Source organism: Paenibacillus sp. O199 (assembly GCF_001636635.1).
Classification (GTDB): Bacteria; Bacillota; Bacilli; order Paenibacillales; family Paenibacillaceae; genus Paenibacillus; species Paenibacillus marchantiae.
The window spans coordinates 591,598-606,672 of sequence record NZ_LGRP01000001.1 but is presented as its reverse complement, the minus strand read 5'-3'; the positions used below and the strand labels follow the sequence as shown (position 1 = coordinate 606,672).

14 protein-coding genes are annotated in these 15,075 nt (G+C 47.4%); 7 read left to right on the top strand and 7 right to left on the bottom strand.

Annotated elements, in window-relative coordinates; translation table 11 throughout:
* Window positions 1-33: 33 nt before the first annotated feature.
* The 3 genes from A6049_RS03095 to A6049_RS03085 form a co-directional block, all read right to left on the bottom strand.
* Window positions 34-378, bottom strand: coding sequence for an MGMT family protein (locus A6049_RS03095; protein ID WP_063563168.1), 345 nt, complete (start codon window positions 376-378; stop codon window positions 34-36).
* Between the two features lie 122 nt (window positions 379-500).
* On the bottom strand, window positions 501-1,235 hold the full coding sequence (locus A6049_RS03090; protein ID WP_063563167.1) for an RluA family pseudouridine synthase: 735 nt from the start codon (window positions 1,233-1,235) through the stop codon (window positions 501-503).
* Window positions 1,235-2,098, bottom strand: coding sequence for a class I SAM-dependent methyltransferase (locus A6049_RS03085; RefSeq protein ID WP_024630567.1), 864 nt, complete (start codon window positions 2,096-2,098; stop codon window positions 1,235-1,237). Before A6049_RS03085 ends, A6049_RS03090 begins: the two co-directional genes overlap by 1 nt.
* 262 nt (window positions 2,099-2,360) lie before the next feature.
* Here A6049_RS03085 and A6049_RS03080 point away from each other — a divergent pair, with 262 nt between their 5' ends.
* Genes A6049_RS03080 through A6049_RS03070 form a run of 3 tightly spaced genes read left to right on the top strand, consistent with a single transcriptional unit; the run spans window position 2,361 to window position 4,242 of the window.
* Window positions 2,361-2,813: a flavodoxin gene (locus A6049_RS03080; RefSeq protein WP_063563166.1), complete on the top strand. Its 453-nt coding sequence runs from the start codon at window positions 2,361-2,363 to the stop codon at window positions 2,811-2,813.
* Between the two features lie 6 nt (window positions 2,814-2,819).
* Window positions 2,820-3,623 carry a hypothetical protein gene (locus A6049_RS03075; protein ID WP_063563165.1) on the top strand — a complete coding sequence of 268 codons (804 nt, stop codon included), beginning with the start codon at window positions 2,820-2,822 and terminating at the stop codon, window positions 3,621-3,623.
* Between the two features lie 52 nt (window positions 3,624-3,675).
* A complete protein-coding gene (locus A6049_RS03070) occupies window positions 3,676-4,242 on the top strand; it encodes a nitroreductase family protein (RefSeq protein ID WP_063563164.1) in 567 nt (188 codons plus the stop codon).
* A 22-nt stretch (window positions 4,243-4,264) separates the two neighbouring features.
* On the opposite strand, the gene A6049_RS03065 is transcribed toward A6049_RS03070, so the two are convergent.
* Both A6049_RS03065 and A6049_RS32450 read right to left on the bottom strand, forming a co-directional pair.
* Window positions 4,265-5,722 carry a 4-hydroxyphenylacetate 3-hydroxylase family protein gene (locus A6049_RS03065; protein ID WP_063563163.1) on the bottom strand — a complete coding sequence of 486 codons (1,458 nt, stop codon included), beginning with the start codon at window positions 5,720-5,722 and terminating at the stop codon, window positions 4,265-4,267.
* A 203-nt stretch (window positions 5,723-5,925) separates the two neighbouring features.
* Window positions 5,926-6,078 (bottom strand): DUF1540 domain-containing protein, encoded by a 153-nt coding sequence (locus A6049_RS32450; protein ID WP_072733378.1) that lies wholly within the window; start codon window positions 6,076-6,078, stop codon window positions 5,926-5,928.
* A gap of 363 nt (window positions 6,079-6,441) precedes the next feature.
* Here A6049_RS32450 and A6049_RS03060 point away from each other — a divergent pair, with 363 nt between their 5' ends.
* Window positions 6,442-7,254 carry an AAA family ATPase gene (locus A6049_RS03060; RefSeq protein WP_063563162.1) on the top strand — a complete coding sequence of 271 codons (813 nt, stop codon included), beginning with the start codon at window positions 6,442-6,444 and terminating at the stop codon, window positions 7,252-7,254.
* A 163-nt stretch (window positions 7,255-7,417) separates the two neighbouring features.
* Here the strand turns inward: A6049_RS03060 and A6049_RS03055 are convergent, their stop codons facing one another.
* Both A6049_RS03055 and A6049_RS03050 read right to left on the bottom strand, forming a co-directional pair.
* On the bottom strand, window positions 7,418-8,881 hold the full coding sequence (locus A6049_RS03055; RefSeq protein ID WP_063563161.1) for a HAMP domain-containing sensor histidine kinase: 1,464 nt from the start codon (window positions 8,879-8,881) through the stop codon (window positions 7,418-7,420).
* Window positions 8,866-9,552 carry a response regulator transcription factor gene (locus tag A6049_RS03050; protein ID WP_063563160.1) on the bottom strand — a complete coding sequence of 229 codons (687 nt, stop codon included), beginning with the start codon at window positions 9,550-9,552 and terminating at the stop codon, window positions 8,866-8,868. Before A6049_RS03050 ends, A6049_RS03055 begins: the two co-directional genes overlap by 16 nt.
* A 191-nt stretch (window positions 9,553-9,743) precedes the next feature.
* Here A6049_RS03050 and A6049_RS03045 point away from each other — a divergent pair, with 191 nt between their 5' ends.
* The 3 genes from A6049_RS03045 to A6049_RS03035 all read left to right on the top strand — a co-directional run bounded on the left by A6049_RS03045 (window position 9,744) and on the right by A6049_RS03035 (window position 15,052).
* A complete protein-coding gene (locus A6049_RS03045) occupies window positions 9,744-10,463 on the top strand; it encodes a YceI family protein (protein WP_063563159.1) in 720 nt (239 codons plus the stop codon).
* Window positions 10,464-10,703: 240 nt separating this feature from the next.
* The gene (locus A6049_RS03040; RefSeq protein ID WP_063563158.1) at window positions 10,704-13,994 is read left to right on the top strand and encodes a glycosyl hydrolase 53 family protein; all 3,291 of its coding nucleotides are present in this window, start codon (window positions 10,704-10,706) and stop codon (window positions 13,992-13,994) included.
* Entirely contained in the window at window positions 13,943-15,052 is a 1,110-nt protein-coding gene (locus A6049_RS03035; RefSeq protein WP_145921892.1) for an S-layer homology domain-containing protein, read from the top strand. The genes A6049_RS03040 and A6049_RS03035 overlap by 52 nt, the downstream gene beginning before the upstream one ends.
* The last annotated feature ends 23 nt before the right edge of the window (window positions 15,053-15,075 follow it).

Here is a 15,075-nt window from a genome sequence, read left to right as displayed (position 1 = left end):
TGAACTCTCTTTTTGTTATGCCTTGTTTGGACGTTATTCTTCATCTGTCGATAGATCAAGGAGGAAGGTAGGACCAGGATCATGACCAAAGAGTCTAAGGTTGATGCTTCCATCCATCTGAAATTCAACACCCTCGCTAATAAGCTCCGTCTCCTGCATCAGGCGGGAATGCTCGTCGGGAATGGAGATCAGACCTTTGGCGTTGACGACGCGGTGCCAGGGAAGCCGCTCCTTCCGGCTCATGGAGTGCAGAATGCGTACAACCTGTCTGGCAGCTCTCGGGCTGCCTGCATGAGCGGCAATCTGTCCATAGGTCATGACTTTTCCCTCAGGGATTGCTGCGATGATGGCGACGACCTGTTTCGTAAAAGGTGTCATAGTAGTAGGTCTTCCTTTCCATTGGAGTAAAAAAACCGCGCCATTCAGATAAGGAATCTGGATGACACGGTTTACGGTCAGATTTGACCTGATCCTGTGAATGATTATTTTAAGTTTATCGATTAATGTTCGGCTTTAAATGCTTTATCATATACAGCAGCTGGCCACTCTGCCCATGGAAATTCACGGGGAGGCAGGGACTGCAGCACAATTTCTTCCTTCGTTACCGGGTGGGGAAAAGCAGCGATGGCAGACCATAGAGCAATTTGCTGTCCAGGTTTATTCACACCTGCACCGTACTTTTGATCTCCGAACAGCGGGCAGCCGATTTCTTTCATTTGGACCCGAATCTGATGAGATCTGCCTGTGTGCAACTCAATGTGAACCAGGCTGTAACGGTCGTTTTCACCGATGACCCGGTAATCCAAAACAGCATCTTTACCACCAGCTGTACCCTTAGGCACAACGGTGACGGTATTGGTACGCGCATCTTTCAGCAGCGTGTGTTTTAACGTCCCGTGCTGTGCAGGCAGCTTGCCATGTACAACAGCCGCATATATTTTGCGGAAATGACGTCCCCGAACCGTCTCGGATAATCTTGAAGCCGCCTTCGATGTTTTGGCAAAAATCATGGCACCTCCAACGGGGCGGTCAAGACGATGTACTAATCCGAGATAAACGTTGCCAGGTTTGTTATAGCGTTCTTTCAAATCCTGTTTCAGCAGTGTAAGCAAATCCGGATCACCTGATGCATCTTCCTGGGTAGGTACATTGACCGGTTTCGTAATGCCTAACAAGTGATTGTCCTCAAACAGAATCGGAATATTTCCCGTTGTTTGCGAATGTTCGGACATCATCAGGACTCCCAGCGGCCCAAGATGCCGCATGGCAGATCCAGACCACTACGGGTAATGGGAAGACCAATTTCACCTGCTGTAATTTGACCGCCGTATTGGGCAGACATCGTCATTGTCAGCATGTTGCGCAGAACGGTAGAAGAAATACCGGTTGTGTAGGAATTGACCAGCATGAATAATGGGTTATCCGACAAAATTTCCATACAGGATTTCAGGAAAGGATAGAGGTTCTCTTCCAGCTTCCATGTTTCTCCGTTAGGGCCACGGCCATAGGAAGGCGGGTCCATAATAATCGCGTCATACCGATTGCCGCGACGTTGTTCGCGCTGTACGAATTTGAATACATCATCTGTAATGAAACGAACAGGACGATCCGCGAGGCCAGATAATTGAACATTTTCTTTGGCCCACTGTACCATGCCTTTAGCTGCATCCACGTGCACAACTGAAGCACCGGCATAAGCAGCAGCAACTGTTGCACCGCCTGTATAGGCAAACAGGTTTAGTACAGAGATGGGACGACCTGCCCCAGCAATTTTATCCATCATCCAGCTCCAGTTGGCGGCTTGTTCAGGGAACAGACCGGTATGCTTGAAGCTGGTTGGTTTAATATGAAATTTCAGGTTCTCATATCCGATGGTCCAGCGTTCCGGGATCGGTTTTTTCATATCCCAGCTGCCGCCGCCCGAAGAACTGCGGTGATAATGGCCGTGAACCTGGCGCCATTCATTGGTTTCTTTTTCAAGGGGCCAAATGATCTGTGGATCGGGTCTACGCAAAATCACATCGCCCCAACGCTCCAGCTTTTCGCCGCCTCCTGTATCGATTACTTCATAGTCCTTCCAGTTCTTTGCTACGTACATAATGATTTATCCATCCTTCAAAAGTCATTTGGATACTATTGTACAACAAAAAAGGGCCTGTACGCCAGTTGTGGTAGGCGCCTGAAAGGGTGCAGTGCCTAATATGGTGTTGAATTTGGTCCATCACCATATACTGAAATGGAAACCGATTGAAAATTTAATTTGACAATGATAATCATTATCACATATGATTTTGATAAATTCAAATGTTACTTCTTCAGGAACAGTATGACATGATCAATAAAAAGTGAGGGAAAAATAGATGGCTAAATTGTTAGTGGCTTATGCAAGTATGACAGGAAATACGGAAGAGATTGCGGAACTGATCGTCGAAGGAATTAAACAAGGTGGGCATGAAGTGGATCTCAAGTCCGTAACGGATTGCAATGCAGCTGATGTGCTTGATTATGACGGGTTTCTCATTGGAGTATACACGTGGGGAGACGGTGAACTGCCGGATGAATTCCTCGATTTTTACGAAGAGCTGGATGAGATTGATCTGAGTGGCAAACGGGCAGCGGTGTTCGGAAGCGGGGATACTTCTTACGAGCAGTACTGCGGAGCCGTAGATCTCGCGGCAGCGAAGCTGGTGGAACGTGGGGCGGAGGTATCTCCAGAGATGCTGAAGATTGAATACAGTCCGATGGAGCAGGAGAAGGACACGTGCCGTGACTTTGGCAAACGTTTTGCTGCTGCCGGATTACAGGTGTCCTAAGAACTCATGTTAAGACATAATGTTCAGGCAGCTCTGCAGCCGGGAATGTCAGACGCCCCGGTACGGCTGCTTGAAGATTACAGATTGGAAGAGATGCTGCGCAGCCCGCATCGGTTCATCCGCCCGGAACCGGAGGCTGAACAGCGCTCTCCGCTGCAATGGAGACACCGTGTACAATATGCAGTCAGCCATGCAGTTAATGCTTTTTACAGTATGGACCCGGAAGTCCGCAAAGAGGTGCCTGTACAGTATTTACTCGAAAAGTGGTGGCCTAGAAAGGCAACCGGATTCGAATCAGTACTTCATTACTGGGATATAAAAAACAAAATTACCGATGAATTATCCCTTGCAATTGCAATGAACGATGATCTGAAGCATCCGACCATTCTGTTTGAACAATGGCGAACGGAGCTTCCTACCTTGTCGATGCATCTGTCCATGATCTTCCAGGCGGCCTGGCAGCCAGAGGGCTGGGATTCGCTTCTCATCCAAAAATATATGGTTGTCCATGATCCAAACGTGGTTGAGGCGTTCCAGCATATGGTGAGCGTGTTCTGCTGGGAAGCATTTGGCAAGCTGCCAGGTATGATCGAAATCTATTGTTTGCTTGAAGGTCGCAAGATTCGATATATCCCGGGACGACAATCACTTATCCGTTCGATGGATTATATTCGACTGATTCGTGACAGCATTCCGAGCGCAGAGAAGGTGGAATCTGATCAATTTACGGTTCAGGACAAAGCCAGAGTACATGAAGAGGTCGATCGGTGGAGAAGTGAGACTGAACCGAAAAAAAACTGGTTGATGTAAAGAATGACAAGGGATGTTGTGAACTATCGTGCAGATTAAGGAGGGATGAGCCATGTCTACCGGTTTGAGACAAGATGCAGCAAGCGGCAAGAAACGTACAGGAACTTGTGAATTCAGCCCGTTGCCTGTACCACAGTCGGTTATAAGACGGTTGCTTGATGAAGCAGATCCATCTTTATATGTGATAAGTTCAGAGCCTTGGCGGTTTATGTTGTTCGCGAATGAAGGACGTCAACTGTATCTGGAGGCGGTCAGACAGAGTTACCCACCACATTTGGCAGATCGTTACGGGGACTGGGCTACATATCAATATACAGAAGCTATTCCGGCACATCTGGTTGTTGTCGCCCCTTCAAGTGCCAGGGAGGACTATTTATTGTCTGCAAAAGCCTGGAGCAAACGTTTTTGCATCCTGGCAGCGGAACAAGGTTTGAATGCCGTCTGGAAGATCAATGATTATCAACAGCATCCCGTGTTTATGAATTTGATGGGTTTAACGCGTGAGGAAAAGGTATTGGGTGTATTCCACATCGGTTACGGAGACCAGTCTGCACTTCGGGACACCGACGCAGGCAGACCAGCCTCTGAACTGATGACGGTCTACGACCATCTGGTTTAAACGAGGGGATCATCCCTCATTCTTATTTGCCGGTCTTGGCAATAAAATTGCGTACGAGTTGACGATACGATTGATCTGCTGAGCTTGCTGAATACATCCGATTCGACACAGTGATCGTGTTGCCAAAAAAGAACCGTTCGAACTGGGTCTGTCTGCCTCCGAATGATCCTGCTCCAAGCTCCCAGATTAGGCGGAACAATGCTGTGCGTTCCTGAGATACCATGTCGGTTCCTCTCAGGTACGTATCCAGATGCGGCGCGATTTCGGAGCGGAATTCTTCTTCCTGAGGCACCATAATTACGCCGCTGGAACCCAAGAGTTGCAAAATTTCTATCATCTCTGGATACAGTTTGGGAAATAAAAGGTTTGCTGCCATTAACGGTTTGGAGGCAGGTATTATAAATCCCCGTCCATCTTCCATAGCACCGTCTTCTGCTGCCAGAGCCAGTGCTTTTAACGTTTCAAGACCCGCGAGTACCCTGGCTGTTTTCTCTACCACATGCGTTTCAGCAGCTTGGTCGAGCGTGTCAGCGAGTAACTGAATGGTGCCCAGAACAAATTCCGTTTTGGCAATATACCGGCATACGACCTGATGTCCTGCGTGAATGTGAAAATGGCTTCCGCTAAAGAGGCGGCCAGACATTTCCTCATTACCGGCGAAGAATATCCGTTCATGAGGAACAAGCACATGATCAAAAATGACGATGTTGTCCATCTCTTCATATCTGGAACTGAGTGGATAGTTGAAATTAGATTCGGCTGCGTAGGTATCCCGGCAGATCAGGCTAATTCCAGGCAGGTCATTCGGTACAGCAAAGGCAAAAGCGAACGGATTTTCATCTTCGAACGGTGCCGGTGAAGGGGAAGGATACACCAGGATTTCGTCTGACGTGGCGGCCTGAGTGGCCATCATGAATGCACCATTAATGATCAGACCTTCTTCAGTGCGATCAACCACTTTGGCGGCAATGGCATCTTCGGTCGCGTCCAATAGTCCTGAAATTTTACTGGCATGAGGCTGGATAAAGGCATGGGAGAGGGTAATATCATTATCACGGCAGTAGGCATAGTAGTTTCTCAAATTTTCGGCGTATTGTGGCGATACTTCTTCAAGAATATCTGCTCCAGTATAAAAGGCCATAATTGCTGTGTTCATATAATCGGGTGATCGTCCCAAAAAACCATGGTGAGTCCCTGACCAAATATTCATTGCTTCTCGGCGTCTGCGCAAGTCATCTGCGCTGGTTGGAGGCAGAAAGGACATACCTACTGGTTTTCCGTCAGCAGGAGATGCATAAGTCATCGTATCGATTAGATGTGGATCAGACTGAAGATCGTACAACTTCGCTTGTGTTTCCATCAAACCTGCAAACGCAAAATGTTCAGAACGTTTTCCGGTAATAAGCTCTCCTTTGTACCAGCAGGGGACTGTCTGGGCATCGATACGTTCGATATACTGTTTGCCACTTTTTACGGGCATCGTTACTCACCTCTATGATCTATTCGTTCATGGGCAGTTTGACTGCTCTCGTAGTGTACGTTAATAGGCAGTCCAATGTGCATGTAGAGAGGGGAGTTCAGATTTTGCAGAAAAGAGCTTGATAATAATTATCATTCTTGTTACAATAGAAAAAGAAAAAGGAACCGCGAAGGCTCCTTTAACTTGAACAAACTGAATTTTTATTATTTTACTTCAAATGTTTTGCAATCCGTTTCAGCGGATTCACTTACTTTTTTGGAACTGTGACTCACGATGTAGATTGAAGATGCATTACATTTGTTCTCTTGAGCCCAGTGACGACATGAATTAACCTCACATAATACGTCTTTTGCCATGATTGATAACCTCGCTTTGATTGGATTACATTCGTTGGTATAAAAGAACTTCCGGAAATGGCAAGTTGCCGCTTGCAAATCTGGAAAAATTTTGTGCTCTCTCGAGTAAATAGAGGGCTTTTTTGCGTTATACACAACGATGCATATTTAGAATAGCAAATTTTGCTTCCTCTTGCAACAAATTGGACGGGACCTTACACAAAATGATGGACAAGTCACGGAAACTTTGCAAAGAGGCCGTCTTATGTTATTATTTAATAGTAATAATTACGATTAAAAGATCGTTAAATATGGAGGAGAATGAATCGATAGCATTTAACTTGGATGATCCCCTGAGACATAGAAGAAGGAGAACGATCAACGATGAGCAAAACCAACCATGTAAACCGGATACCCGGAGCGAAAGGCATCGATATGGCCTCTTTTTATTCACCGAAAGAGTGTGGACGCAAGGCAAAGCATATTGTATTCTCCGCAGACAATGAACGGGTTGTGGAGGAGTTTATTACGATTCTCGGTATGAAAGATCAGTTTGCAGAACATGATGTGCCAATGCCGAACAAAATGGTGATGTTTGGTCCTCCGGGTACAGGCAAAACATTAACTGCTTTTCATCTTGCACACCGACTTCAGCTTCCCCTGGTTCTTGTAAGACTCGATGCCATTATACACAGCCACCTTGGGGAGACGGGAAGCAATGTCCGTAAACTATTCGAATATGCACGGGCTAACCCCTGTGTGCTATTTCTAGATGAATTTGATGCCGTAGGTCGTACGCGTGAAAGTAATGATGAGGTTAAAGAGATGGCTCGTGTCGTCAATACATTGTTGCAATGCCTGGACGAATTCGAAGGAGACAGCATTCTGGTTGCTGCTACGAATCTGGAGACCCAGCTGGATCATGCGATATGGCGGCGATTTGATACCAAAATGACTTATGGGATGCCGGATGAATCGAGCCGTAGATTATATATTAGCAAGTTGATGGGGCAGTTTGAGCAGGAGAGCCGACTGGAAGAATTCACGTGTGAACGCCTCACAGGATGCAGTTATGCCGATGTAGAGCAGATTGTCTTAAAAGCTAAACGGAAAGCCATTATTGCCAACATCCCATTACATGAGCAATTCATTAATGATGCGTATGCAGAATATAAGCCGCGGGTACTGGCCACATAGCTTGTATATGAATATCAGCAAACACTCTCACATAATGAATAGCCCGGTTCCTATGAAGGAATGTCGGGCTATTCGATATTTCAGCAATTTACTTGGGCCGTTTGCTCATGGTTCTTTGGCAGATGAAGAAAGCCCGTTTATGAGATGCAGACATCGTGTCCTGCTAAGCGTTAGCCGTTGCGCGGTAAGATGGTTCTATCTCTGTTTTTTCAGGACCAGACCATCGTGGCAAAGTTAAGGTGAAAAGGCTGCCTTCAGGACTGCTGGAGGTCAGGGACAGCTCCCCTCCCTGGGCTCGAGCAAGCAAGCGGCTATAGGTCAGTCCCAGACCTAGTCCACGGGTACGGCGTTTTTTGATCTCGCCACGGTAGAAACGTTCGAAGATCTTGGGTTGATCGTCTTTGGTGATACCCGTACCGTTATCCTGCACATTAACAAACAGGTTGTCCTCCTCCGCACGCAAACGGATATGAAAGACGGCAGCATGGTCGGAAGCGGCTGCTTGCAGTCCGTTATTGAGCAGGTTGACAATGATCTGCTGAATCCGAAGGGTATCACCGATGGTATAGAGCGTACCCGAAGGTGTATGCAATTCAATTTCGGGAGACTTGTCCTCATAAGCGATTTTCCACTGATAGATAATCTCACCCACCAGCAAATTCAGATCTATGCGTTCCCGACGAACAGCAACACTTCCAGCGCTCATCGCATTGTAATCCAGCAGGTCAGCGACCATACGTTCCATACGTTCGGATTCTTTGAGTGCGATGTCCAGAAATTCCTTTGCTTCCTCCGGACTAACGATATCATCCCGGACAGCCATCACGAGCCCTTTAATGGACGTTACCGGCGTTTTCAATTCATGGGTTACCCCAGCAAGTGACAGGGCACGCCATTCCTCCAATTGCTGCAAACGAATGGACATCTCGCGAAAAGATTCAACGAGTTCATTCATCTCCCGTTCCCGTGTATTCAGATCCAAATTGACTTCATAGTTTCCGTTTCGAATCTGCTCCGCGGCGTGGGCGACCTGGCGAATAGGCTTGGAGAGCTTGCGGGACAGGAGGTAGATTGTAAACCAACCACACAGGATTAAAGCAACGAAAAGGATGCACACCACCAGCATCGTTTCCGGATTGTATGCAATGGACTTTTTGGATTGCATGACCCACACTTTACCGAGCGTCTGATCGTCATCTGTGACGTTAACCGTAACCCCGGCGAATTTATTGTTTCTTGGTTCGCGCAGGTCGTCAGACAGCCGATAATACACATCCTGCTGCGTCATTTTTGGTTTGGAATAAATCAATTGATTATTGTTGTCGAGCACCATAATACAAAAGTAATTATCTGTATTGAAAAGCTTGGTACGTTTGTCCACCAGTCTGTCAAGATCCGGGGGAATATACAGTTTGTTTTCTGTGCCAGTTACCTTCTCGGCGATTTCCAGACCTAATAGTTGGGCCGTTTTGAGACCTTTCTCAATGGAAGTGGTTCTGATCCAGTAAAGTGCCCCTGCAACAATAATGGTAAAGCCGATGCAGAGGATTAGAAAATAACGAAGCGTCCAGTAAGACAGAATGGATGTTTTACGTTTCGGTGTATTTCGTTTTAGTTGGCGATCCAAAATTGATACCCCATTCCCCGTAAAGTCCGGATTTCTCCCGTTTCCGGTAGCCAGTGAGATAACGCCTGACGCAGCCGTTTGATCGACAGGTCCACAGCCCGATCACTTCCGTCATAGTCCATGCCCCATACCTGTTCGATCAGATGGTCTCGGGTAAATGTGCGGTTGGGGTATTCCGATAGAAACAGGAGCAGGGACAAATCACGTGGTGTCAGTGCAACCTCGGCGCCGTTCAAAAGTACCTGTTTGGCAGCCAGGTCAATGACCAGATTGCCAAAGTAACGTTTGCCCTCACCTTCGGCTGTCCAGTGTGGGTTGCGGCGAAGCACAGCATTGACTCTGGCGACCACTTCCTCGGGCACAAAGGGTTTGCTCATATAATCGTCCGCACCGGCATTCAGCCCATTCAGTCGGTCCTGAATATCATCCAGTGCGGTTAGCATGATGACGGGACAAGCACTTTTTTCGCGGATGATTCGCAGCAGATCCCAACCGTCCATTCCGGGCAGCATCACATCCAGCAAAACCAAGGAAGGAACATCCGCATCAAATTGAGTTAAAGCAGTGGGTCCATCCGCTACATGACGAACATCGAATCCCGCTTTTCGAAGATAGGCAGCCAGCACACGGGCGATAGCTTGTTCATCTTCGACGATGAGTATGGATTTCAAGAAGGTGTCTCCTTTCACTTCAGAAGCTTGTGTACTGATTTTACATGAGCGGAAGCACAATGCCAATGAGGCAATTATTTTCAGAAAAAAATGCGTTGTATGTCATTTCTTGACGTCATCCTGACACATTGGGCTGTTAAGATGCTGATAAATAACCAACTTATACAGTTACCCATTGGAGGAAAATAGAGATGAATAAAAAGACAAAAACATGGATGATCTCAGGGGCAGCAGCAATTGTTATTCTTGGAGGCGGAGGGTATTATTTCGCAAACAGTTACCTGGGCAATAACGTTGAGATTGAACAGGTGCTTCCTGCCAGTACCGCCGCGTCCACAACGGAAGCCGGATCGGACAGTGGTACAAGCGTATCCAACGATGCAGCGCGAGCAGAGCAACTGAATGGAGACTGGAGCATCAGCGAAGGTTCAAAAGTATATTTCTCGGTAACGACATCACAGGAAACCGTCAATTTTGCCGACGAGCAGGTGAGTGGTAACCTGACCCTTAATGTAGACGATGCGTCCCAGATGAAGGCGGATGGACAGATTGAGATGAGTGACATTGATTCAGGCAATAGCCAGCGGGATGGACATGTGAAGGGGGCTGATTTCTCCGATGCAAGTACTTATCCACAAGCTACATTTAAGGCTACCTCATTTGAAGGTGTACCCACGGAATGGCCGGCAGGGCAGACCGTAGATTTTAAAATGAACGGAACCCTAACGGTAAAAGGGATTGAGAAAGAGGTAACGTTTGACGTAAAAGCCGCTTATGAAAATGACCAGGTGTTGTTGTCCGCCACAACGATGGTTACCTTTGAAGATTTTAGTATGGAGAATCCACATTCGGTGGTCCTTTCTACTGAAAATGACATTCAGGTTCAACTGGAGCTGAAGCTCAGCAAGTAAGCATATAGTAAGGCTAAAATCTGTTCCAATCTGCCTAATCAGGCAGAGGGACAGATTTTTTTTGTTAGGAATGGGAATCGATCCACAGTGAGCAAGGAATTACCATTCGATGTGTTAAAATAACTGCTGTTTCCTTGGCATAATACCGTGTCATCGATTATTGTAAAGCGCTTACAATAATAATGATTTACAACATTCATTGTTCAAGTTGAACCAAATACGATTAGGGGGAGATCAAGCGTGCACAAAAGATACATAAGTGGCTGTCTCGTATTACTGTTGTTGTTCTGTGATTTGGGGCTGGTAGTTCGGCCCGCAGCGGCAGCGGCGAAAGTAAACGTTGCGCTGAATAAGGCGGTTACGGTCAGCTCGGAGGATCTACAATGGGGGGGCAATAAAGAAAAAGCGGTGGATGGCAAAGGAGATACTAAATGGAGTGCGAATAGTCCTACTTCAGCAGATCAACCGCATTGGCTGACGGTAAACTTGGGAGCTTCATACAACCTTTCCGGTGCGGAACTAACGTGGAAGGATGCAAACGAGGTTGTGAAGTTTTTGGTTGAAGTTTCTGAGGACGGAAATACCTGGACACCTGTGGCAGATCACTCTGCCAACGATAAAGCGGAATCACAGGTCAATCTGGATTTTCAGGCAGATGCGGTTCAATATGTGAAGGTCACGATTCCTTATTATGCGGGTACCGACTGGTGGCCTGGCATTTCTGAATTCCAAATCTGGGGGGAGGAAGAGGTGCGGAACCCGGCAGACATCGAGAAGTATGATACAGTCAACGTAACAACCGTAAGCCGGAGTGCCCCAGTTCTGCCTAATGAAGTCATGGCACATTACCAGAACGAGAAATCGGGCCTTGTCCCGGTTGCATGGGAGGAAATTAATCCTTCAAAATATGCATCAGCAGGCAGCTTTACCGTTACAGGTGATGTATATGGAGCTCCCATTCAACCTGTAGCTACCGTTACGGTAGAAGGATATCGTAGTGATTTTGTCAGAGGGGTGGATATTTCCACGTTAACAGCCATTGAGGATAATGGAGGTTATTATCTGGACAGCAATGGAGCTGAGCGCGATCTGCTCGATATTCTCAAAGACCGTGGAGTGAACTATGTGCGGCTTCGTCTGTGGAATGATCCACAGAAATCCAATGGATATAACGACAAGGAAGATGTGATTCGTCTGGCCCAGCGGGTAAAGGTCAAGGGCATGAAGGTCCTGCTCGACTTCCATTATTCTGATGAATGGGCACATCCGGGCCAACAGCTTCGTCCAAAGGCCTGGGAAAACTTTTCATTCGACGAATTGAAGAACGCTGTCTATGATTACACGCGTGAAGTGGTAAGCGAGATGAAGGATGCGGGCGCGATGCCCGACATGGTTCAGATCGGTAACGAAATTAACAGTGGCGTGTTAAACGGATTGAAGAGTAACGTCAATTTTGATGAAAATGTAGCTTTGCTTCAGCGCGGTGTGGACGGCGTACGCGATGTCCCTGGAGGAGATCAGGTCAAAATTATGATCCATCTGGCTGAAGGGGGCAAAGCGGATACATTTGACTGGTACTTCGGCGAATTGCAGAAAAAGGGGCTGCAGTACGATATTATCGGGCTGTCCTATTATCCATTCTGGCACGGAACATTCGCAGATGTGCGCAAAACGATGAATGAAGTATCTGCGAAATATGGAAAAGAAGTCATTATTGCTGAGACGTCCTATCCATTCTCGTATAAAAACGGGGACGCTCACGGCAATATTATTGGCAACCCGGAAACGCTGAATGTGGGAGGTGCTACCTTCCCGGCAACCGTGCAGGGACAATACGATGCGATTGCAGGCATCATGGACATGATCTCACAAGTTCCGGATCAGAAGGGAGCGGGTTTCTTCTATTGGGAGCCTGCATGGATTGCGGCCAATGTAGGCTGGATTGCTTCCGAGGGAGACGCATGGGAGAATCACGCCATGTTTGATTATGACGAATATCCGGCGAATGGCGGTTACTCGTATGAAGGGCGTGCCCTGCCATCGCTGGATGTGTACAAACGTGGTTTAGACATTCTGCCCGCAGATCGGAAAGATTTGTCGGCAGCCATTACGCGTGCAAAGGCGCTGGTATCCAGTGATTTTACACCTGAAAGCTGGACCACACTCGCTCCGGCCATTGCGGCAGCCGAGCATACGTACAAATTGGCGTATACATCTGGTGTGACACAACAGGATACGGACGCTGCGACTGCCACTCTTCATGAGGTTATGCAGCAGCTTGATGTTATAGCGGCGAATCGGAACACTCTCGAGGAGATTATTACCGAAGCCAAAACATATAAGCAAGCAGATTGGTCTGCTGCAACCTGGGCTGTTCTGACTAAGTCTCTTACTCGTGCAGAACAGATCATGGCAGATCTAAGAGCCACTCAGACCGAGGTGAATACAGCAGCAAAACAAGTGGAAGCAGCCATCCATGGGTTGTCCAACGTAGACAAAACTGAGCTGACACAGTTTATCGGTGAAATCCAGCAGCTGACCGAATCTTCGTATACTCAGCGAAGCTGGGCAAACCTGAAAGCGGCATTGTTATCGGCAATCACGGTCAGAGACAAGCAGGATGCCATACAATCGGAAGTGCAGGAGGCTCTGACAATACTTCAGAAAGCCAATAACAACCTTGTTTTGCTGGAGGCATTAACAACAGGTAAAACAGCTACCGCATCAAGCAGTGCCGGTACAGGTGGTGGAAAAGACAACTCGCCTGGGGGAGCGATTGACAGTGACCCCACTACTTCATGGGGAACAGACCAAAGTGTGGATAGTTGGTGGCAAGTGGATCTGGGGGCGACCGCTGTGATCCGTAAGCTGGAAATGTCCATGTGGAGTGGAGGCATTAAATACAAGATCGAAGTATCCAACGATAACAAGTACTTTGTCAAAGTCGTGGATACAACAAGTGATGTGGTTGTATCCACCAGTCCAAGGCATATCCTGCCCGCAGGCACGGAGGCGCGTTATATTAAACTGACCATTACCGCTGGTTCTAAGTGGGTAGGCTTTATGGATTTTGAAGCTTATGGTATGTTCCCGGCGGACAAATCTGCGTTGGAGACTACCGTGAATTCCGCTGCGAAGCTGCATCAAAATGATTACACGGCCGCAAGCTGGAATGTGTTTGCACAGGCATTGTCGTTTGCCCGTGTGCTTATGGATGATACAGAAGCCAGTGCACAGGAAATCAGTGCTGCAGATAACGCGTTGAAAGAGGCGGTTAGTCAGCTTGTACGGCAAGAGTCGACTACGGGTCAGCCGTCACAGCCCGGTCAACCTGCACAGCCTTCTACGCCTGGATCATCGCAGAATCCCGGCAATCCTTCTGTAACGCCACCTGTTGAATCCGGTAATCCAGGAGAAAGTGGTTCCATTACATTCAAAGGTACAAGCACCGGAGCGGGCTCCTATGTGATTCAACCTAGTTGTCTCAAACGATTGACGGAATGGGAGCAGGCAGCAAACAGCTCACCTTGATTGCAGATGTTCCTAAGGATACAAAGGCTGCGACCTTCCGGCTCAATGCAAATCAACTTCAGGAATGGGCACGTACTCAGGCATTACAGTCGCTGGAGCTGATCATGAAGCAGACATCTGTCCGCATCCCATTAAGTCTATTGAAGGATGCTCGTAATGAAGATGGAGTTACAATGGATGTCATTCTGGTCGAAGACTCCACAGCCAATCTGTCTGAAGCGCAAAAGAAAGCCATCGGTAACCGCAACGTGGTCAGCGTGGATCTATTGTTGAACGGGCAGCCGTTACAGTGGACTGACAGATCCATTGAAATAGCGATGTCTAATGTGCAAAATTCAAATGCAGAAGACAATGTGCTGGCTATCCAATCCCTTTTGCCAAATGGTGAAATGAAACCGGTAACCTTTACTCAATATGATGAAATGACCCAAAGTCTTGCTTTCAAGCCGCTTCAATCAGGCCGTTTCGTGATTACTGAAGTACAGGTGCCGTTGAATGATTTGCAATCCTACTCCTGGGCCATTAAAGAGATTCAGAATTTGTATGGAAAAGGAATCATTTCAGGCATGACAGATACCCGATTCAGTCCGCAAGCAGAACTGACACGTGCACAATTTCTGCAAATGATCATGAAGGGGATTGGCGAATCACGGTTGCCGGATACATCCACTTCAGCTCCAATGGATGTGAAGAATGATCAGTGGTATTCAGATTCCGTACGTCTTGGTTTGGAGATGGGAATCGTGCAAGGCCGAGCAGACGGTTCGTTTGCAGCAAATGAACGTATTACCCGTGAGGACATGGCGGTAATGTTAAACCGTGCGGTACAGGTCATGAAGCAGAACGCCAGTACAACCGTTGATACAACAACCAACAGCACCACATTTAATGACAACGCAGATATCGCTGAATATGCAAAACAAGCTGTTGCATCCATGCAGGAGCAAGGTCTACTTAGAGGAATGGCGGATGGCACGTTTGCGCCAAAACAGCATGCCAACCGTGCACAGGGGGCGGTCGCTGTAGCCAGAATGATGGAGCAGATTTATAAATTCTAAGTTTATATATGATATAGGGATCG

Bases quoted from the DNA above. Each gene is read 5' to 3' on its own strand.
- A6049_RS03095 (WP_063563168.1), bottom strand. From the start codon at position 378: ATGACACCTTTTACGAAACAGGTCGTCGCCATCATCGCAGCAATCCCT.
- A6049_RS03090 (WP_063563167.1), bottom strand. From the start codon at position 1,235: ATGATGTCCGAACATTCGCAAACAACGGGAAATATTCCGATTCTGTTT.
- A6049_RS03085 (WP_024630567.1), bottom strand. From the start codon at position 2,098: ATGTACGTAGCAAAGAACTGGAAGGACTATGAAGTAATCGATACAGGA.
- A6049_RS03080 (WP_063563166.1), top strand. From the start codon at position 2,361: ATGGCTAAATTGTTAGTGGCTTATGCAAGTATGACAGGAAATACGGAA.
- A6049_RS03075 (WP_063563165.1), top strand. From the start codon at position 2,820: ATGTTAAGACATAATGTTCAGGCAGCTCTGCAGCCGGGAATGTCAGAC.
- A6049_RS03070 (WP_063563164.1), top strand. From the start codon at position 3,676: ATGTCTACCGGTTTGAGACAAGATGCAGCAAGCGGCAAGAAACGTACA.
- A6049_RS03065 (WP_063563163.1), bottom strand. From the start codon at position 5,722: ATGCCCGTAAAAAGTGGCAAACAGTATATCGAACGTATCGATGCCCAG.
- A6049_RS32450 (WP_072733378.1), bottom strand. From the start codon at position 6,078: ATGGCAAAAGACGTATTATGTGAGGTTAATTCATGTCGTCACTGGGCT.
- A6049_RS03060 (WP_063563162.1), top strand. From the start codon at position 6,442: ATGAGCAAAACCAACCATGTAAACCGGATACCCGGAGCGAAAGGCATC.
- A6049_RS03045 (WP_063563159.1), top strand. From the start codon at position 9,744: ATGAATAAAAAGACAAAAACATGGATGATCTCAGGGGCAGCAGCAATT.